General features: G+C 61.3%; 26 protein-coding genes and 1 tRNA gene. 12 read left to right on the top strand and 15 right to left on the bottom strand.

All coding sequences use genetic code 11. The annotated features are described in order from the left end of the window. Positions 1-685 precede the first annotated feature (685 nt). The 6 genes from B9A11_RS20500 to B9A11_RS20475 form a co-directional block, all read right to left on the bottom strand. Positions 686-1,435 (bottom strand): amino acid ABC transporter ATP-binding protein, encoded by a 750-nt coding sequence (locus tag B9A11_RS20500; protein WP_186009232.1) that lies wholly within the window; start codon positions 1,433-1,435, stop codon positions 686-688. Between the two features lie 48 nt (positions 1,436-1,483). Continuing rightward, positions 1,484-2,869: an amino acid ABC transporter permease gene (locus B9A11_RS20495; protein WP_058249550.1), complete on the bottom strand. Its 1,386-nt coding sequence runs from the start codon at positions 2,867-2,869 to the stop codon at positions 1,484-1,486. Between the two features lie 12 nt (positions 2,870-2,881). Continuing rightward, the gene (locus B9A11_RS20490) at positions 2,882-4,132 is read right to left on the bottom strand and encodes an amino acid ABC transporter permease (protein WP_058249549.1); all 1,251 of its coding nucleotides are present in this window, start codon (positions 4,130-4,132) and stop codon (positions 2,882-2,884) included. An 89-nt stretch (positions 4,133-4,221) separates the two neighbouring features. Then, on the bottom strand, positions 4,222-5,235 hold the full coding sequence (locus B9A11_RS20485) for an amino acid ABC transporter substrate-binding protein (protein ID WP_058249548.1): 1,014 nt from the start codon (positions 5,233-5,235) through the stop codon (positions 4,222-4,224). A gap of 500 nt (positions 5,236-5,735) precedes the next feature. Beyond that, a tRNA-Thr gene (locus B9A11_RS20480) sits at positions 5,736-5,811 on the bottom strand. A gap of 49 nt (positions 5,812-5,860) precedes the next feature. Then, on the bottom strand, positions 5,861-7,513 hold the full coding sequence (locus tag B9A11_RS20475) for an ABC transporter permease (protein ID WP_058249547.1): 1,653 nt from the start codon (positions 7,511-7,513) through the stop codon (positions 5,861-5,863). A gap of 102 nt (positions 7,514-7,615) precedes the next feature. On the opposite strand from B9A11_RS20475, the gene B9A11_RS20470 reads away from it, so the two are divergent. Continuing rightward, a complete protein-coding gene (locus tag B9A11_RS20470) occupies positions 7,616-8,494 on the top strand; it encodes a hypothetical protein (protein WP_058249546.1) in 879 nt (292 codons plus the stop codon). A gap of 155 nt (positions 8,495-8,649) precedes the next feature. Here B9A11_RS20470 and B9A11_RS20465 read toward each other — a convergent pair whose 3' ends face one another. After that, positions 8,650-8,910: a DUF2312 domain-containing protein gene (locus B9A11_RS20465; RefSeq protein WP_058249545.1), complete on the bottom strand. Its 261-nt coding sequence runs from the start codon at positions 8,908-8,910 to the stop codon at positions 8,650-8,652. Between the two features lie 122 nt (positions 8,911-9,032). On the opposite strand from B9A11_RS20465, the gene B9A11_RS20460 reads away from it, so the two are divergent. After that, positions 9,033-9,248 (top strand): hypothetical protein, encoded by a 216-nt coding sequence (locus B9A11_RS20460; protein WP_058249544.1) that lies wholly within the window; start codon positions 9,033-9,035, stop codon positions 9,246-9,248. An 8-nt stretch (positions 9,249-9,256) separates the two neighbouring features. On the opposite strand, the gene B9A11_RS20455 is transcribed toward B9A11_RS20460, so the two are convergent. From B9A11_RS20455 to B9A11_RS20445, 3 genes are all read right to left on the bottom strand, one after another. Next, positions 9,257-11,209 carry an enoyl-CoA hydratase-related protein gene (locus B9A11_RS20455; RefSeq protein WP_058249543.1) on the bottom strand — a complete coding sequence of 651 codons (1,953 nt, stop codon included), beginning with the start codon at positions 11,207-11,209 and terminating at the stop codon, positions 9,257-9,259. A 133-nt stretch (positions 11,210-11,342) separates the two neighbouring features. Beyond that, positions 11,343-11,552, bottom strand: a complete 210-nt coding sequence (locus tag B9A11_RS20450; RefSeq protein ID WP_058249542.1) for a hypothetical protein — start codon at positions 11,550-11,552, stop codon at positions 11,343-11,345. 13 nt (positions 11,553-11,565) lie between these two features. Continuing rightward, positions 11,566-11,886, bottom strand: coding sequence for a TraR/DksA family transcriptional regulator (locus tag B9A11_RS20445; RefSeq protein WP_083499982.1), 321 nt, complete (start codon positions 11,884-11,886; stop codon positions 11,566-11,568). A 142-nt stretch (positions 11,887-12,028) separates the two neighbouring features. Between B9A11_RS20445 and B9A11_RS20440 the strand changes: the two genes are divergently transcribed. The 4 genes from B9A11_RS20440 to B9A11_RS20425 all read left to right on the top strand — a co-directional run bounded on the left by B9A11_RS20440 (position 12,029) and on the right by B9A11_RS20425 (position 14,277). After that, positions 12,029-12,892: an MBL fold metallo-hydrolase gene (locus tag B9A11_RS20440; protein ID WP_058249540.1), complete on the top strand. Its 864-nt coding sequence runs from the start codon at positions 12,029-12,031 to the stop codon at positions 12,890-12,892. A gap of 90 nt (positions 12,893-12,982) precedes the next feature. After that, positions 12,983-13,408, top strand: a complete 426-nt coding sequence (locus B9A11_RS20435; protein ID WP_058249539.1) for a YeeE/YedE family protein — start codon at positions 12,983-12,985, stop codon at positions 13,406-13,408. Next, positions 13,408-13,845 carry a DUF6691 family protein gene (locus tag B9A11_RS20430; RefSeq protein WP_058249538.1) on the top strand — a complete coding sequence of 146 codons (438 nt, stop codon included), beginning with the start codon at positions 13,408-13,410 and terminating at the stop codon, positions 13,843-13,845. The genes B9A11_RS20435 and B9A11_RS20430 overlap by 1 nt, the downstream gene beginning before the upstream one ends. A 9-nt stretch (positions 13,846-13,854) precedes the next feature. Further along, a complete protein-coding gene (locus B9A11_RS20425; RefSeq protein ID WP_058249537.1) occupies positions 13,855-14,277 on the top strand; it encodes a protein tyrosine phosphatase family protein in 423 nt (140 codons plus the stop codon). Between the two features lie 4 nt (positions 14,278-14,281). On the opposite strand, the gene B9A11_RS20420 is transcribed toward B9A11_RS20425, so the two are convergent. From B9A11_RS20420 to B9A11_RS20400, 5 genes are all read right to left on the bottom strand, one after another. Then, on the bottom strand, positions 14,282-15,514 hold the full coding sequence (locus B9A11_RS20420) for a FliM/FliN family flagellar motor C-terminal domain-containing protein (protein WP_058249536.1): 1,233 nt from the start codon (positions 15,512-15,514) through the stop codon (positions 14,282-14,284). A 104-nt stretch (positions 15,515-15,618) separates the two neighbouring features. Next, positions 15,619-18,300, bottom strand: coding sequence for an ATP-binding protein (locus B9A11_RS20415; protein ID WP_058249535.1), 2,682 nt, complete (start codon positions 18,298-18,300; stop codon positions 15,619-15,621). Then, on the bottom strand, positions 18,297-18,575 hold the full coding sequence (locus B9A11_RS20410; protein ID WP_058249534.1) for a hypothetical protein: 279 nt from the start codon (positions 18,573-18,575) through the stop codon (positions 18,297-18,299). The genes B9A11_RS20415 and B9A11_RS20410 overlap by 4 nt, the downstream gene beginning before the upstream one ends. Beyond that, positions 18,572-18,943 (bottom strand): response regulator transcription factor, encoded by a 372-nt coding sequence (locus B9A11_RS20405; protein ID WP_058249533.1) that lies wholly within the window; start codon positions 18,941-18,943, stop codon positions 18,572-18,574. Before B9A11_RS20405 ends, B9A11_RS20410 begins: the two co-directional genes overlap by 4 nt. A 150-nt stretch (positions 18,944-19,093) precedes the next feature. Next, positions 19,094-20,389 (bottom strand): XRE family transcriptional regulator, encoded by a 1,296-nt coding sequence (locus B9A11_RS20400; RefSeq protein WP_058249532.1) that lies wholly within the window; start codon positions 20,387-20,389, stop codon positions 19,094-19,096. Positions 20,390-20,608: 219 nt separating this feature from the next. Here B9A11_RS20400 and B9A11_RS20395 point away from each other — a divergent pair, with 219 nt between their 5' ends. The 6 genes from B9A11_RS20395 to B9A11_RS20370 all read left to right on the top strand — a co-directional run. After that, positions 20,609-21,952: a substrate-binding protein gene (locus tag B9A11_RS20395; RefSeq protein ID WP_058249531.1), complete on the top strand. Its 1,344-nt coding sequence runs from the start codon at positions 20,609-20,611 to the stop codon at positions 21,950-21,952. Between the two features lie 159 nt (positions 21,953-22,111). Next, entirely contained in the window at positions 22,112-23,119 is a 1,008-nt protein-coding gene (locus tag B9A11_RS20390; protein WP_058249530.1) for a branched-chain amino acid ABC transporter permease, read from the top strand. Positions 23,120-23,125: 6 nt separating this feature from the next. Next, entirely contained in the window at positions 23,126-24,325 is a 1,200-nt protein-coding gene (locus B9A11_RS20385; RefSeq protein WP_058249529.1) for a branched-chain amino acid ABC transporter permease, read from the top strand. 12 nt (positions 24,326-24,337) lie between these two features. After that, positions 24,338-25,093: an ABC transporter ATP-binding protein gene (locus tag B9A11_RS20380; protein WP_058249528.1), complete on the top strand. Its 756-nt coding sequence runs from the start codon at positions 24,338-24,340 to the stop codon at positions 25,091-25,093. Positions 25,094-25,105: 12 nt separating this feature from the next. After that, a complete protein-coding gene (locus B9A11_RS20375; protein ID WP_058249527.1) occupies positions 25,106-25,861 on the top strand; it encodes an ABC transporter ATP-binding protein in 756 nt (251 codons plus the stop codon). An 89-nt stretch (positions 25,862-25,950) separates the two neighbouring features. Next, the coding region (locus B9A11_RS20370) for an AMP-binding protein (protein ID WP_412556305.1) at positions 25,951-26,669 on the top strand (719 nt) is incomplete at its 3' end.

Here is a 26,669-nt window from a genome sequence, read left to right as displayed (position 1 = left end):
GAGCGCAGCAGCAACTTCCAACCCGGCTAGGTATGGAATGCAATGAAAGTCATCTGTTTGTCTGTGCTTCAGTACCAAAAGATACCGAAAGCCGTCCAAACAGTGAAGCTGACATCTTATCATCGGCGCCATCGCTTCGCTACTCGAGCCCAGCGATCATCGCCTAAAGACGTTGATATGCAGACATTTGTTCATCGAAATGAACCTAAGTCGCCCACATATCCCTTCAGATACCATCAATTTCAAATAGCGTAGAGACAAATACCAACGAGATGCGCCCTAACTTACTGGCGCGCCCCGCCGTCAATGCCTCAAAATTCTCTCCGCTTCAGCGTCCCGTCCCTCAGCAACCAGTGCCTCGTTCCGTCCCGCCGCAGCGCCCCGTAGCGCCTCAGCGCCGCCGGTGAAGGGGTTTTAAGGTTATCACCCAAAACCCGCAAGCGGTTTTTTCATATTTCCGTCAAAAAACTTGGGTGACGCTGAGGAAGCAGGCATTTTCTGAGGAAAATAGGCCCCCTCCCCCGCCAATTTCCGCACCTCCGAGGGCAAAATCCACGTTTTCGACGCCATCTAGCGTCAAAAATCCCCTGCCCCTGCCGCGAATCCCGGTGAATCACCACGCCGCTCGGGCAAAACAAAAGGGACCCGAAGGTCCCTTTCTTTGGCGTAGCGATCAAAATCCGACTCAATGGCCGAGAATCTGGCTCAGGAACTGCTTGGTCCGATCGCTCTGCGGATTGTTGAAGAACGCGTTCGGCTCGTTCTGCTCGACGATCTGGCCATCGGCCATAAAGATGACCCGGTTTGCCACCGCCTGAGCGAATCCCATCTCGTGGGTCACGCACAGCATGGTCATCCCCTCTTCGGCCAACTCGATCATGGTATCGAGCACTTCCTTGATCATTTCCGGATCAAGCGCCGAGGTCGGCTCGTCGAACAGCATGATCCGCGGCTTCATGCACAAGGACCGGGCAATCGCCACACGCTGCTGCTGACCACCGGACAGCTGACCGGGGTACTTGTTGGCCTGATCGGGGATCTTGACCTTTTCCAGATAGTGCATCGCGGTTTCGATGGCTTCTTTCTTGGGGACTTTACGAACCCAGATCGGCGCCAGCGTGCAGTTCTCCAGAATCGTCAGATGCGGGAACAGGTTGAAGTGCTGAAAGCACATGCCAACCTCGGACCGGATCGTGTCGATGTTCTTGAGATCCGAGGTCAGGCGCGTGCCATCCACCACGATCGAGCCCTTTTGATGCTCTTCCAGGGCATTGATGCAGCGGATCAGGGTGGATTTGCCCGACCCCGACGGCCCACAGATCACGATCCGCTCGCCGCGATAGACCGTCAGATCAATGTCGCGCAGCACGTGGAACTGGCCGTACCACTTGTTCATCCCGCTGATCTCAATCGCCACCTCGTCCGAGACGGTCATTTTCTTCCGCGGTGCGTTTGTCATTTGTTCACTCATGTTTCCAATTCCTCAGCGATGCCCGCGGTCGAGCTTGCGTTCCATGTAGACCGAGTACCGGGACATCCCAAAGCAGAAAACCCAGTAGATCATCGCGATCACGAGATAGCCGGTATAGGCGGTTGTGGGCGTGGACCACTCGGGGTCCTTTAGCGTGGCCGACAGGATGCCCAGCAGGTCAAAGATCGAAATGATCAGAACCAGCGTGGTGTCCTTGAACAGCCCGATAAAGGTGTTCACGATCCCCGGAATGACGGTGGTCAGCGCCTGCGGCATGATGATCAGGCGCATCTGCTGCCAATAGGACAGACCCAGCGACATGCCGCCTTCGTACTGGCCCTTGGGGATGGCTTGCAGGCCGCCCCGGATCACCTCTGCCATATAGGCCGAGGCGAACAGCACCACACCGATCATGGCGCGCAGCAGTTTGTTGAAGTCGACCCCCGGTTCGAGGAAGTAGGGCAGCATGGCCGAGGCAAAGAACAGCACCGAGATCAGCGGAATGCCCCGCACCACTTCGATGAAGATCACCGAAGAATAGCGGATGATCGGCGCGTTCGAGCGACGCCCAAGTGCCAGCACCATGCCCACGGGCAAGGAAATGACGATGCCAAAGATCGCCACCACCAGCGTGATGGTCAAACCGCCCCACTTGTTGGTCTCGACCACTTCGGTCCCCAGTGCGAGGTCGATCACCATGGTCACCAAGGGCAACATGCCCCAGGCGCCAAGGACAACCGCCGCCATCAGCAAGGCGGGGGCAAAGGCTTGGCCCACGTCCCCGAACTGGCCCTTGTTGGCGATGAACCACGCCGCAAAGGCGGCCGCGGCCAGCACCAGCGGGAACCACGCCCCGGCAAAGATGTGCCCCAGATCGCCGTCGTCTTCGACGGGCATCCCGTTCAGCAACACGTAGGACAGGATCGGAAAACCGATCAGCATAAAGGCCGCGACCTTGCCGCGATGCGGCAGCGGGAAGACCAGCCAAGCAATGCCAACCCCAAGAATGGCCATCGCCACCTTGACGCGCCAGACCTCTTCGGGCGGGTAAAAGCCAAACATGAACTGGTACCACTTTGCCTGCACAAAGGGCCAGCACGCGCCAGCGGGATTGACCAGACAGGCGTCGCGCTTCAGCCCCTCGGGGTCAAAGAAGGTCGCCGAGAACAGCGCAAAGTCCAGCATCGTCCACACCATCCACACCAGCGCATAGGCGGAAAACACCGTCATAAAGAGCATCATCACAGAGGTGACGGCTTTGCCCGGCGTCGAATAGTCGGCCATCGAGGCAAAGATGTTCTTCCACAGCCAGGCGCGCGGCCCGACCGAACTGGAAGGCGGGTCCATACGCGGCGCTTCGTGCGTGCGGACCCAGTGATCTGTTTCGTGTTCTTGCATAGATCCGCTCCCTTACCGTTCGACCAGCTTAACGCGGTTGTTGAACCAGTTCATAAAGGCCGAGGTCAGCAGCGAGATCGTCAGGTAGACCAAGATGACGATGGCGATGATTTCGATCGCCCGCCCCACTTGGTTCAACGTTGTCCCTGCAAACACCGCGACCAGCTCTGGGTAGCCGATGGCCGCCGCGAGCGAGCTGTTCTTGGTCAGGTTCAGATACTGCGAGGTCAGCGGCGGCACGATCACCCGGAACGCCTGCGGCAGGATGACTTTGCGCATGGCCAGATTGTCCGGCAGACCCAGCGCGGCAGAGGCTTCGGACTGGCCCTTTGGGACCGCCTGAATGCCCGCGCGGACGATTTCCGCGATAAAGGCCGCCGTGTAGGTGGTCAGAGCCAGGAACAGCGCCATGAATTCGGGCGCAATATAAGAGCCAACGCCCCGTTCAAAGCCACGGCGGAACACCGGACCTTCGGTGACAAAGTTCGGCCACTCGATGGACATGGGCCGACCCGTCACAAGGAACATCAGCACCGGCAGACCGATGATCAGCCCCAGGCCAACACGGAACGTCGGCAGCTGCTTGCCCGTGGCGTCCTGCTGCTTGGCGGCGTATTTGCCAAAGCCCCAGGCGGCGATGATGCCCACCACCAGCGCATACATGGTCAGGGCAAAGCCGTCATGCGGCACGGGGTACGGCCCGTAAATGCCCTTGGCGTCGAACTGGAGCAGACCGGGGATCAGCGTCCCATAGGTGCCGCGCTCGCTCGGGGCGACGATCCGCAGAACCGCCGTCCAGAAGAAGATCTGCAAAAGCAGGGGAATGTTGCGCAACAGCTCGACATAAAAGGTCGCAAAGCTGTTGAGGACGAAGTTGTGGGACAGCCGGAAAATCCCCAGCAAAAAACCCCAGATCGTCGCGAAAAAGATGCCGGCCACGGCCACGATCAACGTGTTGGCAATGGACAGCAGGAAAACGTCGAAGATCGAGTTCTGACCCGCCTCGTAGCCCACCAGCCACGTGCCGAATGTCGTCAGAATCTGAATGTCGGACGGCCGGTCGAAAAAGTCGAAACCGAACTCACGCCCTTGCTCGGCAAGGTTTGCCGCGGCGTTTTGGACCGCCACCACGATCATCGCGATGATCGCCAGCGCCAGAACCACCTGAAAGAATAAGGACCGCGCCCGGCTGTCGAAAACCAGGGCCGCGAGACCTGTGCGTTCGCCCGTCCCCTGGGCGTCGCGGTCACTCGTCGAACTCATTGAAATACCCCCGCTATGTTATGGGAAAGGGGGCAAAGGCGAACCTCTGCCCCCATCCGGTTGGTCTTTTTGCGGAAATTTCGCGGGTCTTAGCGGACCGGCGGTGCGTACATCAGGCCGCCGTTGGTCCACAACTCGTTCACGCCACGCTCCAGCTTGAGCGGGGTGTCGGGGCCAACGTTGCGCTCGTACATCTCGCCGTAGTTGCCAACCTGTGCCACGGCCTTTGCGATAAAGTCTGCGTCCAGACCCAGCGGCGCGCCGTAGTCGTTGTCACCAACGCCCAGGATACGCTGCACGGAGGGGTTGTTGGAGCCCTTCATCTCTTCGACGTTGGCCGAGGTGATGCCGTATTCTTCGGCTTCGATCACACCGTTCAGAACCCAGCGGGCGATCTTGGCCCACTGCTCGTCACCGGCGCGGACCGACGGGCCAAGCGGCTCTTTGGAGATGGTTTCGGGCAGAACCATGTGGTCATCGGGGTTCGCCAGCTTCAGACGCTCGGCGGCCACGCCGGACCGGTCGGTGGTGAAGACGTCGCAACGGCCTGCGCCGTAGGCTGCGATCACCTCGTCAGAGTTTTCCAGGGCGACCAGTTCGAACTCCATGCCGTGCTGCTTGAAGTAGTCGGTGATGTTCAGCTCGGTGGTGGTGCCGGTGTTGGTGCAGATGGTTGCGCCGGACAGTTCCTTGGCAGAGGTCACGCCAAAGGACTTCGGCACCATCATGCCCTGACCGTCGTAGTAGTTCACGCCGACGAACGAGATGCCCAGATCGGTGTCGCGGGTGATGGTCCAGGTGGTGTTGCGCGACAGAACGTCGATCTCACCCGAAGACAGCGCGGTAAAGCGGTCTTTCGCGGAGAGCGAGACATATTCCACGGCTTCGGCATCGCCCAGAACCGCTGCGGCCAGTGCCTTGCAGTAGTCGACGTCGATGCCGGTCCATGCGCCGGAATCATCGGGGGTCGAGAAGCCGGGCAGACCCTGGCTCACGCCGCATTTCAGTTTGCCGGCGGCTTTGACATCGTCGAGCGTCGCGGCGCCAGCGGCCCCTGCTGCGAGCGTGGCAGCAGCGACAACAGTCATCATGGTCTTTTTCATTGGAGTCCTCACTTGTTGGAGTATCGATGCGCGCCCCAAGCCGGTGCCTGTTTTTGAGTAAAAGGCTTTCCAAGCGCCATGGCCGCGCTCCGTCTTGCCAGTGCAAGCGGATGGTCGGCCAATCAGGTCGCTGTCGCGACAATAGAGCGGAGTGGTCATGTGCATCAGGTAGAATCGGTAGCGCATTTGCCGCCGCCCTGTAAATCGCCACATGTTTGATCAAATGCCTCACATGCGCGCCAGCGCCGGCGCCCCCGCAGGCAAGCGCGAATTAACTCAATGATTTAATTTAATTATTTTTCATGACTGGCCAATCAATAAAAATTTGACCGTTGGGGAAGATGCTCAAAAATTAAGCCGCGCTGCGCAACCCTAAGGCGACTTCCCTTGCGAAAGCTTCAAAGCTCGGGGAAATCCATGACGAATCCATGAAATCTCCAAGCCCCCAAGTCAGGTGGCTTTAGGCGACCGCGTCAAATTTGCCTTGGATGTCAGAAAGGTGGTGCCCCCACACGGACTCGAACCGCGGACCTACTGATTACAAATCAGTTGCTCTACCAGCTGAGCTATAGGGGCACGAGGGGACAGATATTCCAAATCGCCAAGCGGGATCAAGCACCAAAATTCATCGATTTGCCCGAGCCAACAGCCCAACCGCCGACAGCCCCACCAAAATCACCAGAATCGCGGCGGGGGCAGCTTCTCCCAAGGCCTCCAGCGAGGCTTGTTCGTGCACGCGCGTGGCCAGCGTATCGTAATTAAACGGGCGCAGCAGCAGCGTTGCGGGCAGTTCCTTGACGCAATCGACGAACACCAGCAACAGCGCCGAGGCGACCGACGAGCGCATCAAGGGGTAGTAGACATCCACAAGGACCTGGCCTTGGTTGCGGCCCAGCGACCGCGCCGCCAGCGCAAGGTTCGGCGACACCCGGCCCATGGCCGCATCCGCCGCCCCCTGCCCGATAGCAAAGAAGCGCACGCAATAGGCCAAAACCAAGGCAAAGGCCGTGCCCGTCAACACCAACCCCGGATCCCAGCCCGTCGCGGCCCAGATCCCGTCTGCGATGAAATTGTCCAAAGCGGCCAATGGGATAAGGATACCCACCCCCAGCACCGCACCCGGCGCGGCATAGCCAATCGTCGTCACAGGCAGCAGCAGACGCGGCAGCTTGCGCCCCGACAAACGCACGCCATAGACAAGGAAAACCCCCGCCAGAACCGTGATCACGGCCGCCAAGCCGCCAACGGTCAGGGTGTGCAGAACCGCCTTCCACAGCTCGGGATCGACCCAATTGTCCGCATTATCCCAAGCGTGGCTCAGGATGACCCCGGCGGGCAGCACAAACCCCATGGCAAAAGGCAGCGCGCAGGCAATCATCGCCAGATACGCCATCCGCCCGGACAAGGCCTTGCGCGCCACGGGGCGGTGCCGCGTCGACAGGTTAAAAAACTGCATCTTGCGACGAGAGACTTTCTCCAGCAGCACAAGGAAAATCACGAGAAACAAGACGACCGAGGCGATCTGCGCCGCGCCGCCTGCGTTGTTCGCCTCGAGCCAGGTCGAGAAAATCCCGGTGGTCAGGGTCTGCACCGCGAAATAGTCTACCGTCCCGAAATCATTGACGCTTTCCATCATGACGATGGCCACGCCTGCCGCAATCGCCGGCCGCGCCAAGGGCAGGCCGACCCGCCAAAACCGGCCCAAGGCCCCTGCCCCAAGCGACTGCGCCACCTCTTCTGACGCCGCGGATTGCTCGCGGAAGGCGTTGCGCGTCAAAAGGTAGACATAGGGAAACTGCGCCGCCGTCAGCACGATGATCGCCGCCCCCATGGACCGGATTTCAGGGAACCAATAATCGCGCGCGCTCTGCCAGCCGAACAGCCCACGCATCGCCGTCTGCACCGGCCCGGCGTATTCGAGGAAATCGACCAAGGCATAGGCCCCCACGTAGGCGGGAATCGCCAAGGGCAGCAACAACAGCCATTCCAGCGAGGCGCGCCCCGGAAAATCGTACCGCGACACCAGCCACGCGGCCCCCGTCCCGACCATCGCCGACAGCAGGCCCACGCCCACCATCAACACGCCTGTGTTCCACAGATAGCGCGGCAGGGTCGTGGCGATCAAATGCGGCCAGATGTTCTCGCTGGGGAAAAGCGCGATCCACACCACCGACAGGATCGGCAGCACAACCACAACGGCAATCACCACCGCCCCAACCGACCAACGGCTGGGCAGGCGGGTGCGCGCGGCATCCTGTGAAGTCTCGGCTGTGCTCATGAGCGCCTCGTTTTGTCCTGTTTTTCTTCCCGCAAAAGCGCTTATAGTGCGACCTTGAGCCAACAAAAACCCCAAGAACCACTCAGCAAGACCCACAGGCCCATGCAGGTAATCCTACACACCGGCGTGCATTGCACCGACGACGACCGCATTCTCAAGTGCCTCTTGCGCAACGCCGAGACGTGGCGGCACGAAGGCGTGGCCATCCCCGGCCCGTCCAACTACCGCCAATTGCTGTCCGATGCGGTCAACCGGATCGGCACCAAGCGCCCCAATGACGATGTCCGTGACATCCTGCTGGACGCCATTGTCAACGAAGACCCCGCGCAGGTCGACCGGCTGATCCTGTCGAACCAAAATTTCTTTTCCGTTCCAAAGCTTATGTTTGGCGGCCAGCGCATCTACTACAAAGCAGAGGCGCGCCTGCGCACCCTGTCCGAGATCTTCAAAGGCGACGACCTGGAGCTGTTCATGGGCCTGCGCGATCCCGCCACCTTCTTGCCAGCCGCCTTTGCCGCGACCCCGCACACCAACTTTGACGCCTTTCTGGACGGGGTGGACCCGATGCAGTTTCGCTGGTCCGACCTGATCCGCCGCCTGCGCGCAGACGTGCCCGAGGTGCCGATCACGATCTGGTGCAACGAGGACACGCCGCTGATCTGGGGGCAACTCATTCGCGACATGGCCGGGATCGAAATCACCCGCAAGATCACCGGGGCGTTTGATCTTTTCTCGTCGATCATCTCGCGCGAAGGGATGAAACGCTTCCGGGCCTTCCTCAAGGAAAACCCGACGATCAACGAAATGCAAAAACGCCGGGTGATGTCGGCGTTTCTGGACAAATACGCGCTGGACGAAGAGATCGAAGAAGAGGTCGATCTGCCGTGGGACGAGGCCTACATCGACATGCTCACCGAACTGTACGAAGACGATATCTACACGATCTCGCGCATTCCCGGCGTCACGGTGATTGCCCCCTAAAGGCACAATCCTACATCTTTTCAAAGGGGTAGACTGCGTCTAGGGTCCCCTCCCCCGGATCGGGGGAGGGTCAGGGCGGGGGCTGATCCGAACTGTCGCGCTTGCGCGCCAACTGGATCACTTGTCACCAGCGCGCCCCTTGGATCCGTTTGGGATCAGGACATGCCCAGCGCGGCCATGTACATTTCCATCACCGCTTCTTCCTCGGCGATGTCGTCCTTGTCGCGCTTGCGCATGGAAATCAGCTTGCGCATGACCTTGGTGTCGTAGCCGCGGCCCTTGGCTTCAGCCATGACTTCCTTGATCTGTTCCGCGACCTCTTTCTTTTCTTCTTCGAGCCGCTCAACGCGTTCGATGAAAGCGCGCAATTCGCCCGCTGCGATGCCGTAGCTGTTCGAGCTGTCTTCGTCCTGCATGGGTGCCTCCTGCAAATATGGCCCTCTAGCTACCGCCCGGACCCGCCCCCATCAAGGGGTTGCGCGCGCGCGCCGGCTGCTTTACGCGCTTTTTCCCATAAAACCAAAGAGGACACGACATCATGGCATGGCTGATCTGGACGGGCGCGGCGATTTCGCTGCTGGGGCTTATCGGGCTGATCTGGTCGATCGTCAAAGTCGCCAAGGCGCGCAAGGCCGGGCTGTCCGACGACGAGCTGCGCGACGCCGTGCGCCGGGTTATGCCCCTGAACATGGGTTCGCTGTTCCTGTCGGTGATCGGCCTCATGATGGTGATCATGGGCATCTTCCTCGGCTGAACCGCCGCTTAGACGTCGTCGAAATCCCGGCCGTTCTTGACCAGTTCGCCCCACAGGGGCATCGGGGCCCAAAAGGCCGTGTCCACATGGCCGAGCCGTTCCATCTTTTTCAGGATGCGGAACAGCCCCCAGATCGACGCCATTTTCATCGGCCCGCCCCGCCCGCGCGGGAAATCCTGCGCCAGCATCGCCACTACGTCGATGTCAGAGGCGCGATCCACCATGCCTTCGCTGAGCATCCGCACGCCTTCATTGGCCATTGCCCCGACCAGCAGCTCGACCACATCGGCGGCGGCCATCGGTGCGACGGGACGCGCGCCGTTGATCAGTCGCGGCACCGCCTCGCTGGGGCGCGCGCCGTGGTCGCCCCAATCGTAGAAGCCGGCGCCCGCGACCCAGCCTTTGCGGTCCACCTCACATAGCTCCGCCGACCAGTTGCGCGCGCCCAAGGCCCGCGATTGGCCGGTAAAATCTTCCAGCCCAATGGTGTCCCGCGTGCGAAACGGCGGCTTGGACCATCCCCAGGCCTCGACCGCATCGTCGATCTGATAGGGGTCCGCCCCCAGATCGACCAAGGCATCCGCCGCGCGGTGCAACGCCGCCACCAGCCGCCCGGCCACTGTCGCGCCAGAGGATTTCACATGCACCGGCGTCTTGCCCAGCCGCTCTGCCAGCGCCAAGGCATAGGCCATCTGCGTGGCCGTGCCGTCGGGGCCTTCGATAACCTCCATCAGGCGCGTGGCAAAGACGGGCGGCGCAAACCGCAGGCCCAAAGCATCGACCCGTCCGGCCATGACAACCGCGCGCGGCAGCTCACGCGGGGCAGGCACGTCGCCCTGCCCCTTGGCGGCGTGCAAGATCATGTCCGCGCCCTTGACCATCTCGGCGCTTTCTCCGGTGGTCAGCAGCTTAAGCCGCGCCTCCACCGCCCCCTTTGACGATCGCGCGAAAATCTCGCGCAGCTGCCGCACGCCATCGTCCAACCGCGCCACATCCTTGGCGCCCCAATTTACTGCCGCGCCGGATTGCAAAGCCGCCACCGCAAGTTGCATCGCCAAAGGCCCCGGCCCCAGAACCGCAATCCGGTTCACCTTGGGCAGCGCCTTGGGCCGCGCGGGAAACCGCCGCGCGTTGCGTTCCGCCACGAAAGAGTGGCGCAAAGCATGGGCCGCGTCCGACCCAAGCGCCTCTTCAAAGGCGTCTTGTTCCATGGCCAGGCCAGCTTCAAAGGGCAAAAGCGGCGCGGCTTCGACCAGATGCAGAATCTGCGCGCGCGCATCATCCCCTTCGGGAAGGCTTGCACGGCGGGTGTTAATTTCAGATTGATACGCCTTGGGATCGGCAAACCCGTCACGGGCCTGCGACAACCTGCGCGGCCCCTGCCCTTTTTCACGCAATTTATGGCAAAACTGAACCGCCGCACCGCGCAGATCCCCGTCAAAGAGCTCATCGACCAGCTGCTGCCCCGGCGCGCGATCCAACACCAGAACCCCGCCCGAGAGCATCATGTCCAGCGCGACTTTCGCCCCCGCCAAACGCGGCAGGCGCTGCGTCGCCCCGCCCGACGGCGTCAACCCCATGAGCACCTCGGGCAAGCTGACGCGCGTGGACCGCGCTGCCAAACGATAGTGCGCCGCCAAGGCCAGCTCGAACCCGCCGCCATAGACGGTGCCGTGCATCAAGGCGATCACCGGCTTTTCGCAATATTCGACCCGTTCGCACAGATCGCGCAGAAAGGGTTCGGTCAATTTCTGTTCGTATTCAGACAGATCCGCACCAGCGGGAAAGGTCACCCCCTCGCCCTTCAGGACGATCTCCGAGACGGCGTCGTCTTCTTCGGCGCGGTCCAGCGCCTCCATCAACAAGACGCGCACCGGGCGCGAGAGCGCGTTCACCGGGGGATGCGCGACGTTCAGGAACGCCACACCTTCGACGACATGATAGCCGACCTGTTCTGCCATTTGCCTGCTCCTGCGCGCATTTGCGCGTCATTCTAGGCAAATTAAACGCAAAAACAGGGGGAAATGACAAACACTTACGCCGTCAAAGCCACGCAAGCCCCACAAAGCGTGGCGAATTTGACTCGGATTTTACCTACAAAGGCATATTGTCGAACTGATCTTCGACATCGCGGTCGATGCGCGCCGCCAGGAAATCCTTGGCCCAGTGCGGCGCGGGCAAGCCTTTGCTTTCAAGCGTCAAAACCGCTTGCTCCAAGTGATCGAGCAATTCTTCGCGCTGGGTGTCCGCGGCGGCAAGGATTTGCTCGTGCAGATCGTTGATGCGTTCTTCCAGGTCAGTCATTGCCCTCTCCTCCTTAGGATTTCGCCGCGCAGGACGCGCACAGCGGCGCTTCTGGTACGGCATCAAGACGCGCCGAAGCGATCTCATCGCCGCATTTCACGCAAAACCCGTACTCACCGCTCGCCATTCGAGAGAGCGCAGAGCGAATTCGCGCAACCTCAGCCTGACCAGACTCGCCGAGTCGTTCAAGGACCTCTTCGCCCTCACGCTCGACGGCCATCTCTTCCCAGTCCTTGGAATGCGGTTCTTCGAGCGCATTTTCGATATCATCCAAACGCCCGCCCAACTCGCGCAACCGATTGAGAAGACGCAGTTTATACTGATGATGAGACATGATATGCCGCCTTTCTTGGGTTCCGGGACACTATGTCAAATTGCGCAGTTAAGCACTTTGATACAGGTCATGTGCAAGAATTGGCTTGAAACATATTCGCGTTTACTTATATGTTGTGCACAAAGTTTCGGAGGGAACGGCCATGAAGCCTGAAGTCACCGCATTTTTCGACGATGCAACCAACACCATTTCCTATGTTGTGCGCGATCCGAACGGATCCGCCTGCGCGGTGATCGATTCCGTGCTGGATTTCGATTACTCCTCGGGGCGCACCGACACCCGCTCTGCGGATCAGATCATCGCCTTTGTTAAAGAAAAAGGCTATGATTGCCAATGGCTTCTGGAAAGCCATGTGCACGCCGACCACCTGTCGGCTGCGCCCTATATCCAGCAGCAGATCGGCGGCAAGATCGGTATCGGCGACCGGATCAAGATCGTGCAGGACACCTTTGGCAAGGTCTTTAACGAAGGGACAGAGTTCCAGCGCGATGGCAGCCAGTTCGATGAGCTGTTCGTCGAAGGGGACAGTGTTCATATCGGCCAGCTGCGTGTCGACGTGCTGCACACCCCCGGTCACACGCCGGCTTGCCTGACCTATGTGGTTGGCGATGCGGCCTTTGTGGGCGACACGCTGTTCATGCCGGATTTCGGCACGGCGCGCTGTGACTTCCCCGGCGGCTCGTCCGAGACCCTTTATGAATCGGTGCAGAAAATCCTCGCGCTGCCGGACGATACCCGCATTTTCGTCGGCCACGATTACAAGGCGCCGGGCCGCGATGAATATGCGTGGGAAACCACCGTGGGTGAGCAAAAAACCAAGAACATCCACGTCGGCGAAGGCAAATCCAAGGAAGACTTCATCGAAATGCGCGACACGCGCGATGCGACCCTCGCCATGCCCAAGCTGATTATCCCCTCGTTGCAGGTGAACATGCGCGCGGGCCAGATGCCCGAGCCGGACGAAAAAGGGGACGTGTTCCTCAAGGTTCCGGTGAACAAGCTCTAAACACCGCTGGCGCCAAGGGGGGAGAGGACCTTGGCGCCGGTTTCAGGCCCAGCGCGACGGCGGGCCAACAGGACACACAAGGAAACACACATGCCAATAGATTGGATTTGGGGTCTGATCGGCGGACTGCTGATCGGGACCGGCGGCGCTATTTACCTGCTTGGGAATGGCAAAATCATGGGCGCTTCGGGGATCATCGGCGGTCTGGTGGATGGCTCGGGCCGTGACACTGCGCTGGAACGGATCTTGTTTTTGCTCGGCGTGGCGGTTTTGCCGGTCATCTTGATGCCGTTTTACCGCTCCGTCGACACGCATCTGACGGACAACTACTACGCGCTGATCGCGGCAGGTCTGCTGGTTGGTGTTGGCACGCGCATCGCCAACGGCTGTACGTCTGGACACGGCGTGTGCGGGATGTCTCGCCTGTCGATCCGCGGCATCGTTGCGACCTGCTGCTACATCCTGGCGGGCGGCATCGGTGTGATCATCTTCCGCCACATCTTGGGGGTCATCTAATGTTGCGTCACCTTATCGCTTTGATTGCAGGCAGCTTTTTCGGCGCGGGCCTGTTCGTGTCCGGCATGACCGATACCACCAAGGTGCAGGGCTGGCTGGATGTTTTCGGCAACTGGGACCCAACCCTTGCCTTTGTCATGGGCGGGGCGATGATTCCGATGGCGCTGGCTTGGCTGGTGCGGGCGCGTCGTCAGACCTCGTTGATTGGGACGCCCCTGCCGCCGAAACCCTCGACCAAGATCGACAAGAACCTGATCATCGGGTCGGTGATGTTCGGCATGGGCTGGGGTTTGGTCGGGCTGTGCCCGGGGCCGTCGATCGCCTCGCTGACCTATGGCGGGGCGGGGCTCTATGCCTTTTTGGCCGCGATGATTACCGGCATGGTGGTTGCGCCCTTTGTCCGGTCCCGTCTGGACAGGCTCGTTCCCGCGGAGTAATCCGCATGTATGGATACGCGCAAAATTACCGATAAATACTTCGTGTCGCCGCAGATCTCTCCCGAGGATGCGGCGACGTTGCATGAGGCGGGCTTTCGTCTTGTGATCTGCAACCGCCCGGATGGGGAAAACCCGCCCGAGCTTTGGGCGGAGGCCATTGGCGCCGCCGTCACGGACGCGGGGATGGAGTTTGCCGTCCTTCCGCTGACCCACCAGACCATGAACGCCGAGAACATTCTGCGCCAAAGCGAATTGGTCGCCGCCGCGGATGGCCCCGTTTTGGCCTATTGCGCCTCTGGGACGCGGTGTTCGGTGATCTGGGCGCTGGGGAACGCTGCCAAGCTTGGCGCGGATGCGGTTCTCGAAGCGACGGCTGAGGCGGGTTATGACCTCAGCGGGTTGCGCCCGACATTGGAAACGCTCGCCGAATAAGACGTTACTTTTCGTCAAAGTCGAAATCGACAGGCGCAGAAGCGAACCCTTCGTCCAGGCCGATATCGGCCAGGCCATCGTCTGTCGTCTCTCCGCCGTCGAGGTCGCCCAAATCGAATTCACCCATATCGAACTCTGCAGCTTCGCTGCCAAAATCGAGGGGCGGAAGATCCGGCAGCGCCTCTTCTGAGGGCGCGCCAAAGTCGCCGCCGAAATCGCCGAGATCCCCGGCGGCGTCACCGCCATCGAAACCGCCCTTATCGAAATCAGGCGTCGCATCAGGCAGGCTCGGCAATCCGCCAATATCGGGCAGCTCATCCGCCGGCGCGCCAGCGGTGGCCGCGGCCATTTCGGCGCCTCCATTGCGCTTGGGCCAAGTCAATCGCACGGCCCGCAGACCGTTTTGCTGGCCCATGCGCCCCTTGGCCACCAGTTGGTTGCGCCCGGCGATCACTTCGACCTTGTCCAAAGCATCGGGCGGCAGAGTCAGAACATCACCGGGTTTCAACTCTCCGGCGCGGCCAAGTGGCAGTTTGATCCGCGTCAGCACTGCATCAAGGCGGGCGGGAACGCGACTGAGCAATTCTTCATAGGGGCCGGGTCCAGCTTTACCGGCCTCTTCGCCACTTTTCTTGGCCTTCTTCTTAACCTCGGGGAGGATGATCGACAGCCGCCCCTTGCGCCGCCCTAGCGCCAAATCCATATCGGCCCGGAAGGCACGATAACCATGCGCATCCAGCAACAGAGACGCGGTCCGCGCATCTTCGAGCATCGCGCCGAATTTGAACCCTTCAATCTCGGCCTTGAGCGGGTGATCGACCAGATACCCCGACATCAATTCCAGCGTACCATCCAGCAAGGGGGCCATCATGGCGGCATCGGTGGGGGTCAGCACGCGTTCAGGATCAATCGGGATCTGCGTCACTTGCAGGATGGTCTGCACTTCGATGATGCCTGTCATGATCTCGCGGTCGATTGCGGCCAGACCGGTCGTCCCGTCAGGGCCGTCCATCAACAGCAAGAGATCCTGCGGGCCAAGCGAGTCGACAACGCCATCCTGGTCGAGGCTTTCGATGGTCACATTCTGAGTGACGAGCGCCAGATCCCAAAGCAAATCCGCCGTACGCGACAATGCGCGGCGCAATGCTTTGGACGGCGACATCCCGCGAGCTTCGAACGCCCGCTGAGCTGCCTGGGCCTTTTGACCCAAAACGTCATCTCTTGCACCATCAGCCATGAACAAAATCGCCGTACATTACATGCCTCCGCGTTTCTGTATGGCGGGATTTGGTTACCAAGGCCTGAAAGCCTGTGCGAAAATCATGAAAAACCGCACAGAGTTCACGCCGCGCGCGTCATCGACAGGGGCAATTGCACACGAAATGCGGCCCCGCCCTGCCCCGGCAGATAGCTGATTTCGCCGCCCAGACGCGCGGTGATCTGGCGGCAAATCGCAAGACCCAAGCCCGCGCCACCGGCTTTTTGATCGCTAACCCGTGAAAATTTCTCGAAAATTACGTCTTGTGCATCGGGCGCCACGCCGCTGCCGTTGTCGATGAAATCGACCAACAGGTCTTTGTCGGTTTTCTGCACGCGAATTTCCAAGCGCGGTTGCGCCGCATCGCAGTATTTTCCGGCGTTGCTGATGAGATTGATGAACACTTGGCTCAGACGCTCGGTGTCGGTGAACAACACCACCGACTCGCGCGTGAGATCGCGTTGGATGTCGAGGGCGGGCCCGTTTTCATTGGCCGAGGCCGCGGCCTGCGCGCGATCCAGCACCTCGCGCAGCGTACCTTGGACGATGTTCAGCGAAACTTGACCATTTTCCAGCACGCTCAGGTCCAGCAGGTCGTCCAGCAAACGCGTCAGGCGAATCGCCTCGTCGTGGATGATCGAACTGTATTTGTTGCGTTCTTCGCCGGTCAGCCCGTCGGTGTCGCGCAGGATTTCCGAAAACGCCCGGATCGAGGTCATGGGCGTGCGCAGCTCGTGGCTAATTTGGCTGAGGAAGGCATCCTTTTGCACCGACAGCCGCGTCAGCTTGTCGTTGGCGGCCCGCAGCTGGGCGGCGGTGCGGGACAGCTCGGCGGATTGCTCTTCGAGGCGCGCGGAATATTCCATCATCTGGGCGGTCTCGTCGGCCACGGCCATGAGGTCTTCGACCGAGACAGCCATGCCGCCGACGATTTGCCCCAGCATGGCGTGCGCCGTCGCCGCCCCCACCGAGCCCGACAGCTCGCGTTCAAGCACCTGCAGAAACGCCGGCGTGGGTTCAGGCAGATAGCCCGCAAGCCCCTGATCCTGCGCAGCGCGTTGGAACAGCGCCTGCGCCTCGGTCGCGCCGAGGATACGCTGGGACATGACCATCAAGTCTTCGGCCTGCGCCGCCCCCTGCGACCAGCCGCGCGCGCTGCCGGGCGCCTGTTGCACGTTGACGAACTGCGCGCCTTGCAACCGCTCCAGCGGGCTGGGAAAACTCATGAGCGAGGCGGCGAAAAACGCCACGGTGTTCAACGACAGGCTCCACAGGACAGCGTGCAACAGCGGGTCCAGCCCCTCGATCCCAAAGAGCGCGTGCGGGTGCAGCCACGACACGCCAAGCGGACCATCCACAAAAAAGCTTTCGGGCAGAACCACGCCGGGGCCAAAGCTGGGCAGATACAAGGTATACAGCCAGATGCCGAACCCCGCCGTCAGCCCCGCCAGCGCGCCGGTGCGCGTCGCCCCACGCCAAAAGATGCCGCCCAGCAGCGCGGGCAAGACCTGCGCAACGCCGGTAAAGGACACAAGGCCAATGGTCGCAAGGGCTTCGCCGCCGCCGGACATGGCGTAATACAGGTAGCCCAGCAGCAGCACACCGGCGATCGACAGCCGCCGCGACAGCAGCACCACCTGACGCACGTCACCAGAGACAGAGGCCGTCGTCGCCGAAAACCGCAGCCAGATCGGCATGACGATGTGGTTCGATACCATCGTCGACAGCGCAATCGCCGCCACGATCACCATCGAGGTCGCCGAGGAAAACCCGCCAAGGAAGGACAGCACCGCCAGCCCATTCTGCCCTTGGGACAGCGGTACGGTCAGCACGAACAGATCGGGGTTTGATCCTGCGGGAAGCACGTCCAGCCCCACCACCGCGATGGGCACGATGAACAGGCTCATCAGCATCAGGTACAAGGGAAAGGCCCAAGCCGCCATGCGCAGCTGCGGGTCATTGTCGTTCTCGACCACCAGCACTTGGAACATGCGCGGCAGGCACAGGAAGGCCGCCGACGACAGCATCATCAGGCCCACCCAGCGCCCGCCTTGCACCTCCCACAGGCCCAGGGAGGACTGGTCGATGCGCTCCAGCGTGCCAGAGATGCCGCCCGACATGCCCCAAACCACAAAGGTGCCCACCGCCAGCAGCGCGGCCAGTTTCACGATGGCTTCCAGAGCGATGGCCATGACGACGCCGTGGTGGCGCTCGTTGGTATCAAGGTTGCGCGTGCCAAAGATCACGGTGAAGGCCGACAGGCCGACGGCCACCCAAAAGGCGGTGAACTGCTTGTTGTGCAGGTTGACGGCGTCGGCTTGGGCAAAGACTTCGACCGACAGTGTCACCGACTGCAATTGCAGCGCGATATAGGGCGTGGTGCCCACCACCGCCAGCAAGGTCACGCCCACGCCGAGCAGGTTCGACTTGCCGTAGCGGCTGGAAATCAGGTCCGCAATCGAGGTGATGCGCTGGCTGCGCCCGATCCGCACCAGCTTGCGCAGTCCCCACCACCAGCCAATCAGCACAAGGCTCGGGCCGAGGTAAATCGTCATGTATTCCAATCCGTTACGCGCCGCGCTGCCGACCGCGCCGTAGAACGTCCACGCTGTGCAATAGATCGACAGCGACAGCGTATAGATGATCGGCGCGCGCAAGATCCCCGCATTGCCGCGCTGTGCGGCCCGTTCGGCAAAGAAGGCCACCGCAAACAGCAACAGCACATAGGCGACCGAAATCGCGGCCAGCGCGTTGATCGTCGTCACGGGGCGTCCTCGGGGCCGCGGTTGCGCTTGGCTTGCAGGGCGTAGATCAGCAGGCCAGCCGCCGCCACCAGCCCCGCCCAGACGAGGAAGATATAGATCAAGGCGGTCGAGGCGGGCATCGGCTCCTCCGGCAGGGACCATAGCAGCGGCACCCACCACAGCATCAGGCCAAGCACCGGCAAGGCGCGCGCCGCATCGACCAAGCGGCGGCGGCGATAGGTCTGGCGTTCGACGAACAGCGGCATCTGATCCTCGCCCCCGCTGCCTTGGCTCATGCCACCGAGGTCAGCGCGCGCACCGCGTCGAGCACCTCGGCGTTGGAAAAGGGCTTGGTCATGAACCGCGACGCCCCGGCGCGTTCCGCCATTTCTCGGTCCTTGCTTTGGCCACGTGCGGTCAGCATCAGCACCGGCAGCGCGGCGGTCGCCGGGTCGTCGCGCAGCTCGCGCAGGATGTCATACCCCGAGCGTCCCGGCAGCATCACATCCAGGATCAGCACATCGGGCGCGCGGCTGCGCACCACATCGGCCGCATCGACCCCGTTGGAATGCGTGTGAACATGCCACCCTTCGCGCGAAAGGATGAACTTGATGGCTTCGATGATATTTGGTTCATCCTCGATCAGCAGTACCTGCCCGGACATTCATCCCCCCCGTTCGCCCCTTGTCCCCTTTTTCGGTCCATTTTCGGACTCCCCTCCCAAGACAAGGTGGTACGACTTTATGCCTATTATGAATGACCTGTCAAAAGATGTGACGTGAAATGCGGGCGGGTTTGCCGCAGGGAAAACCCGCTATGCGGTAGCCGAAAGGATCGAAGGCTCGCTGCGTGCGGTGCAGGCGTCGCGCGGGCAAACACGGCAGGCCACGCCCACTTCGCGCGGGGGGGCGTCGGTCGCGCCGGGCTGGTAGGTCCGCACCAGCATGTGCGATTCGTATTGCGCGTCGTCGTTCACCGCCAGCCCCTGCGGTACCGCCAAAGCATCGGCCCAGATGCCGTGCCCCGTGCGCCCCGGCTGAACCAAGGGCCGCGACAGGATGACTTGGGGCCGGTTGAGCGCATGATATAGCGGCCACAGCGGACAGGCCGCACCGAAGCGTGGCATGGGGAAATCCGGCAAGGGTTTGCGGTAGCGCAGCACGCCCGAGGCGTCGCAGATCGCCAGCCCGACCGGCTCTGGCAGGATCTCGGCGGGCAGCGAGGCCAGCCGCCGCATCACCCGTGCCGGATCGGCCCCCAGCGCGCCCGCCAAAGCCACAGGATCGGGACCATAGCGGCGCAACGGCGCGGCGAAACTTTCTAGAGGTAGGGCCTTGGCGTCCTGGGCGTAACGCTCCAGCCAGTGCTGCAAGATGTCCCGCGCCGCCGCCGAGGCCCCCTGCCCCACCCGCTTAAGCGCCTGGTCGACGCGGCCACCGTCCTCTAGCTCGGGGACGTGGTGCTGGATGCCATCCAGCAGGGTTTCCAGCTCTTCCTGCGGCGAGCCGGTTTGCGTGGCGCTGGCGTCGTCGGCCTCGAGATAGGTCACCAACCCGCGCGAGGTTTCGGCAAGGCGCGCGCTGTCCTCATGGATGTTGCGGTGAAAACGCGCGCGCCAGTCCGGGTCGATCTCGCCGGGTTCGGCCAGAATGGAGGCGGTCGAGTGGATCGCCGTCACCGTCGAGAGCATCTCGTGCAGCGAGGCGGCCAGATGCGGATCGTGGGTCATGCGGTCGGTCAGCGTTTCGACCGTGCGTTCCAGCGTAGCAATGCGCCCCCGGCACTCGGCCAGCAGCTGTGCCCAGCCGGGAAAGCGACCGGCGAATTCGTCGACGCGGTCCAGCTCGGCGGGGGCGTTCATATCCAGCGCCGTCTCGCGCAGCGCCGCGATCAAGGTCGCGCCGGCGCCCTCGGTCAGCAAGGCCGGCTCAACCTGAAGCACTTCGGCGATATCCAGCAGCAACTTGCCGCCGATTCTGCGCCGGTTGTGCTCAATGAGGTTCAGGTAAGAGGCCGAAATCCCCGCTTTTCGCGCCAAATCGGCCTGTTTGACCCCCTGCGCCACCCGCCGTTCGCGAATGCGGCTGCCTGTTAACGTATCGCGTGACATGCGTTTCCTGCATCAATTCAATGGGTTTCTGCACTGCAACATACAGAAATTTACAGAATACCTTAGTCTACTTTTCAGCCTTTGACAAAAAAAGCGTTTTAAGAAAAGCCCTTGTTGCGAAATTTTACGACCCTGCGTCATAGTACCTTTGCACAACAGTGCCCGCGAACCGTCGTTGAGGAGCTTCGGTTTGCCATATCACGAAATGGGAGGATATTTATGTCCAACAACCTGACACGTCGTGGCGTGCTCAAGACCGGTGCCGTTGCAGGCGCAGGTCTGGCTCTGCCGACCTACCTTTCGGCTGCGAGCCACTCGGGCTTCACCAACGCGCCGACCGGCAGCACCGTGACCCTGGGCTTCAACGTTCCGCAGACCGGCCCCTACGCTGACGAAGGCGCAGACGAACTGCGCGCCTACGAGCTGGCCGTCGAGCACCTGAACGGTGGCGGCGATGGCGGTATGCTGAACACCTTCTCGTCCAAGGCGCTCGAAGGCAACGGCATCCTGGGCAAGAAGGTCGAGTATGTCACCGGCGACACGCAGACCAAGTCTGACGCAGCCCGCGCATCGGCCAAGTCGATGATCGAAAAAGACGGCGCAATCATGATCACCGGCGGCTCGTCCTCGGGTGTGGCGATCGCCGTTCAGGGCCTGTGCCAAGAGGCAGGCGTCATCTTTATGGCTGGCCTGACCCACTCCAACGACACCACCGGTAAAGACAAGAAAGCCAACGGCTTCCGTCACTTCTTTAACGGTTACATGTCCGGCGCGGCGCTGGCACCGGTGCTGAAGTCGCTGTACGGCGACGACCGCAAGGCCTACCACCTGACCGCCGACTACACCTGGGGCTGGACGCAGCAGGAATCGATCGCAGCCGCGACCGAGGCTCTGGGCTGGGAAACCGTCAACAACGTGCTGACCCCGCTGGCGGCGACGGACTTCTCGTCCTACATCGCCCCGGTCAAGGACTCCGGCGCAGACGTTCTGGTTCTGAACCACTACGGCGGGAACATGGTCAACTCGCTGACCAACGCGGTTCAGTTCGGCCTGCGCGAAGCGCAAGCGAACGGCAAGAACTTTGAGATCGTTGTTCCGCTCTTCTCGCGCCTGATGGCGCGCGGCGCGGGCGACAACATCAAGGGCATCGTTGGCTCCACCGGCTGGCACTGGTCCTTGCAGGACGAAGGCTCCAAGGCATTCGTCAAGTCGTTCGGCACCAAGTACGGCTTCCCGCCGTCGCAGGCCGCACACACCTGCTATGTCCAGACCCTGCTGTACGCAGACGCCGTGGCCCGTGCCGGTTCGTTCAACCCCTGCGCAGTTGTCGAAGCCCTCGAAGGCTTTGAGTTCGACGGCATGGGCAACGGCCCGACCCTGTACCGCGCCGAGGACCACCAGTGCTTCAAGGACGTTCTGGTTGTGCGTGGTAAAGAGAACCCGACGTCGGAGTTCGACCTTCTCGAGATCGTCGAAGTCACCCCGGCCGCTCAGGTCACCTATCCGCCGGATCACCCGATGTTCGCAGGCGGCGCACTGGGCACCTGTAACCCGGGCGCATAAGCCAAAGAAAGGATGGGCCCAGGCCCATCCTTTTGCCAGTTTCGCAGAATTTACGCTTAGAATTCCGCGACTTGCTTACCGAAGAAATCGGCAACTCATCATCCCGTCCCCCGGCACCGCTGGAGGGCGCTCTCCACACTTAACCTGACGGTGGGGTCCATGGACGCATTCCTTCTACAAATTCTCAACGGGCTGGACAAAGGCTCTGCCTATGCGCTGATCGCGCTGGGGCTTACACTCATCTTCGGCACGCTGGGCGTCGTGAACTTTGCCCACGGGGCGTTGTTCATGATCGGCGCTTTTTGCTCGGTCACGCTGCAACGCCTGCTGAACCTTTCCTCTGAAACGATCGACCCGACCAAGACTGACTTTCTGGGCAACCCGCTCAAGGTCAAGACGCCCTACGTCGAAAGCTGGTTTGGCCCCGAACTGGGTGGCACCATCATCGAATGGTCCGTGCCGCTGGCGATCCTATTCGCCATCCCGGTCATGCTGTTCATCGGCTACGCGATGGAACGCGGGCTGATCAAACACTTCTACAAGCGTCCGCACGCCGACCAGATCCTTGTGACCTTTGGTCTGGCGATCGTTCTGCAAGAGATCATCAAGGCCGTCTTTGGCGCGAACCCGATCCAGACCCCGGCGCCCGACGCGCTGAGCGGCGTGGTCGAGGTGCTACCCGGCATCGTGTATCCTGCGTGGCGCGTCGTGAACTTCTGCTTCTCGCTGGTTGTGATCGCGGGCGTGTTTGCGTTCCTGCAATTCACCACCTTTGGGATGGTTGTCCGCGCCGGTATGGCGGACCGCGAAACCGTCGGCCTGCTGGGCATCGACATCGACAAGCGCTTTACCGCCATGTTCGGCCTTGCCGCTGCTGTCGCGGGTCTGGCGGGCGTCATGTACGGCCCGATCAACGCGCCGAACTACCACATGGGGATGGACTTCCTCGTGCTGAGCTTCGTCGTGGTTGTGGTTGGCGGCATGGGCTCGCTGCCCGGTGCGGTTGCCGCTGGCTTCTTGCTGGGTGTGCTCGAAAGCCTTGCCTCGCTCGAAGTGGTCATCTCGGCCATCCCCGGCATCAACCAGATCATCATCTACCTTGTCGCTATCGTCATCCTTCTGACCCGTCCGCGCGGTCTGATGGGTCGCAAAGGCGTGATGGAGTAAGAGCCCATGTTTGGACTTGAAAAGAAAGACACCACCCTGCTGATCCTGGTCGCGATCCTGACCATGGCAGCCCCGTTCATCCTCAACCCCTTCCCCGAAGGCAGCGGCCTTGCGCAGTTCAACGCAGGCTACCCCGACCTGATGCAACGCTTTGTCATCTTTGGGATTTTCGCTATTGGCTTTAACATCCTCTTCGGCCTGACCGGCTACCTTTCGTTCGGTCACGCGGCCTTTTTGGGTGTGGGGTCGTACTCGGCGGTTTGGATGTTCAAACTGCTGAGCATGAACATCATTCCGGCGATCATCCTGAGCGTCATCATCTCTGGCCTGTTCGCGCTGGTCATCGGTTATGTCAGCTTGCGCCGGACGGGGATCTACTTCTCGATCCTGACGCTGGCCTTTGCGCAGATGTCCTTTGCGCTGGCCTACTCGGTGCTGACGCCGATCACCAACGGTGAAACCGGCCTGCAACTGACGCTGGACGACCCGCGCATTCTGGGCGCTTCGGCCACCGCAGACGGCTCGATCCCGGTGACCAACCTGTTTGGGCTCGAAATGCGCTCTGCCTTTGATCTGGCTGTGGGTCCGTGGACCTTTACCTTCTCGGCGGGCTACTATGTCTGTGCCGTGATCATGCTGCTGGCGTTCTACCTGTCGATCCGCATCTTCCGTTCGCCCTTTGGCCTGATGCTGCGCGCGATCAAGTCGAACCAGACCCGCATGAACTACACCGGTCTGAACCCCAAGCCCTACACCCTCGCGGCCTTTGTCATCTCTGGCATGTACGCCGGTCTGGCGGGCGGCCTGATGGCATCCATGGACCCGCTGGCAGGCGCCGAGCGTATGCAGTGGACCGCATCCGGTGAGGTCGTCCTGATGACCATCCTCGGCGGTGCAGGCACCCTGATCGGTCCGGTCCTGGGCGCAGGCGCGATCAAGTACATGGAAAACATCTTTTCCAAGATCAACGACAACGTCCTGCATGGCTGGTTCAGCTTTATGCCCGATGGCATCGAGAACTTCATGGTCGCTATCGTGCATCCCTTTGTTGGCAAAGGCTGGCACCTCACGCTGGGCATCATCTTTATGCTTGTCGTGACCTTCCTGCCCGGCGGCCTCGTCGAAGGCGGTCAGCGCGTCGGCAAAGCCCTGCGCCGCAACAAGGACGAAGACAGCAAAAACGCCAGCACCGAGCCTGCGGAATAAGGAGAGACACCCATGGGTATTCTAGACGTCAAAGACGTGGGCAAGCGCTTCGGTGGCCTTCAGGCGCTGTCCGATGTGAACCTCTCTGTCAAAGAGAACACCTGCCACGCGATTATCGGCCCGAACGGGGCCGGTAAATCCACCCTGCTCAACTGCCTTGTAGGCAAGCTGATCCCCGACACCGGCTCTGTCATGTTTGACGGCAACTCGGTGCTGGGCCGCTCGCCCCACGAGATCAACCAGATGGGCATTTCCCGCGTGTTCCAAACCCCTGAAATCTTTGCGGATTTGACGGTGATGGAAAACATGATGATCCCGCTGTTCGCCAAGCGCGACGGGGCGTACCGCCTGCACGGGATCGAGTCGGTGTCCTCCGAGCGCGAGCTGGTCTCTATGGCCGAGCAGATGCTTGAGGACGTGAACATGCTGGACAAGCGCCACATGCACTCTGCCTCGATGTCGCGCGGGGACAAGCGTCGCCTCGAGATGGCGATGTGCCTTGTGCAGAACCCCAAGCTGCTGCTGCTGGACGAACCCACGGCCGGCATGGCGCGCGCGGACACCAACAACACCATCGATCTGCTCAAAGAGATCAAGGAAAAGCGCGACATCACCATCGCGATCATCGAGCACGACATGCACGTGGTGTTCTCTCTCGCTGACCGGATCACGGTTCTGGCGCAGGGGACGCCGCTGGTCGAAGATGCGCCCGAGAACATCAAAGGCCATCCCAAGGTGCAAGAAGCCTATCTTGGCGAAGCTCATTAAGGAGATCTGAACATGAACGTTCGTCCGGATTTTTCGAAGAACGCCAACCAGGCTGAAACCGCTCCCGCGTTTTTGTCGGTCTGGGACATGCACTCTTACTATGGCGAAAGCTATATCGTGCAGGGCATTTCCTTTAACGTGCACGAGGGCGAGATCCTCGCGCTGCTGGGCCGCAACGGCGCGGGCAAGACCACCACGCTGCGCTCGATCGCGCGGATGGATGACCCGCAGGTCAACCACGGCGAGATCTGGCTGGATCACCAGCCGCTGCACCTGATGAAATCGCATCAGGCGTCCATGGCCGGCCTGGGTCTTGTGCCCGAAGATCGCTGCATCATTCCCGGCCTGACGGTCGAGGAAAACCTCAAGCTGGCGCAGATCGCCGAGCCGATTGGCTGGTCGATCGAGCGTCTGTACGACCTCTTCCCCCGTCTGGGCGAGCGTCGGATGCAAGAGGGCGTGACCCTGTCCGGCGGTGAGCAGCAGATGCTGGCGATTGCCCGGGCCTTGGCGCGCGACATCAAGGTTCTGCTGCTTGACGAGCCCTACGAAGGTCTTGCCCCGGTCATTGTCGACGAGATCGAAAAGACCCTGCGCCACATCAAAGAGCAGGGGATGACCACGATCATCGTCGAACAAAACGCCGTGCGCGCGCTGCAACTTGCTGATCGCGCGGTGATTTTGGACACTGGGTCCATCGTTTTCGACGGGTCTGCCGCCGAAGTGCTGGAAAACGAAGCGCTGCGCGCAGAGTATCTCGCAATTTGATGTAAATGCCCGGCCCTTGCGACCAAGATCGGTCTTGAGTTCGGGGGCCGGGTGTCATTCCCTGCCCCCGAATGAAGGAGGAGCCTGACATGAGCAATACCTACGCACCGTCGGCCGATATGGTCGCGAATGCCAACGTCGATGCGGCGAAATACGAAGAGATGTATGCGCGGTCCGTGTCTGATCCCGACGGGTTCTGGGCCGATCAGGCGCAGCGTCTGGACTGGATCAAGCAGCCGACGCAGATCAAGGACGTCAATTTCAACCTCGGCGAGGTCAAGATCGAGTGGTTCAAGGACGGCACGCTGAACGTCGCCGCCAACTGCATCGACCGCCATCTCGAAAAGCGCGGCAACCAGACCGCCATCATCTTCGAGCCCGACGATCCCACCGAACAAGCCCAGTCGATCACCTACAACGACCTGCACCGCCGCGTCTGCCGCATGGCCAACGTGCTGGAATCCATGGGCGTGCGCAAAGGTGACCGGGTCATCATTTACCTTCCCATGATCCCCGAGGCCGCCTACGCCATGCTGGCCTGCGCGCGCATCGGCGCGGTGCATTCGATCGTCTTCGCCGGCTTCTCGCCCGACGCCCTGGCCGCCCGTGTCAACGGCTGCGACGCCAAGGTTGTCATCACCGCCGATGAGGCGCCGCGCGGTGGCCGCAAGACCCCGCTGAAAACCAACGCCGACAAAGCCCTGCTGCACTGCAAGGACACCGTCAAATGTCTCGTCGTCAAGCGCACCGGCGGCCAGACGACTTGGGTCGACGGGCGCGATTACGACTACAATGAAATGGCGCTGGA

It is taken from the genome of Tropicibacter naphthalenivorans (genome assembly GCF_900176475.1).
Classification (GTDB): domain Bacteria; phylum Pseudomonadota; class Alphaproteobacteria; order Rhodobacterales; family Rhodobacteraceae; genus Tropicibacter; species Tropicibacter naphthalenivorans.
This window is presented reverse-complemented; position numbering and strand designations above follow the sequence as displayed.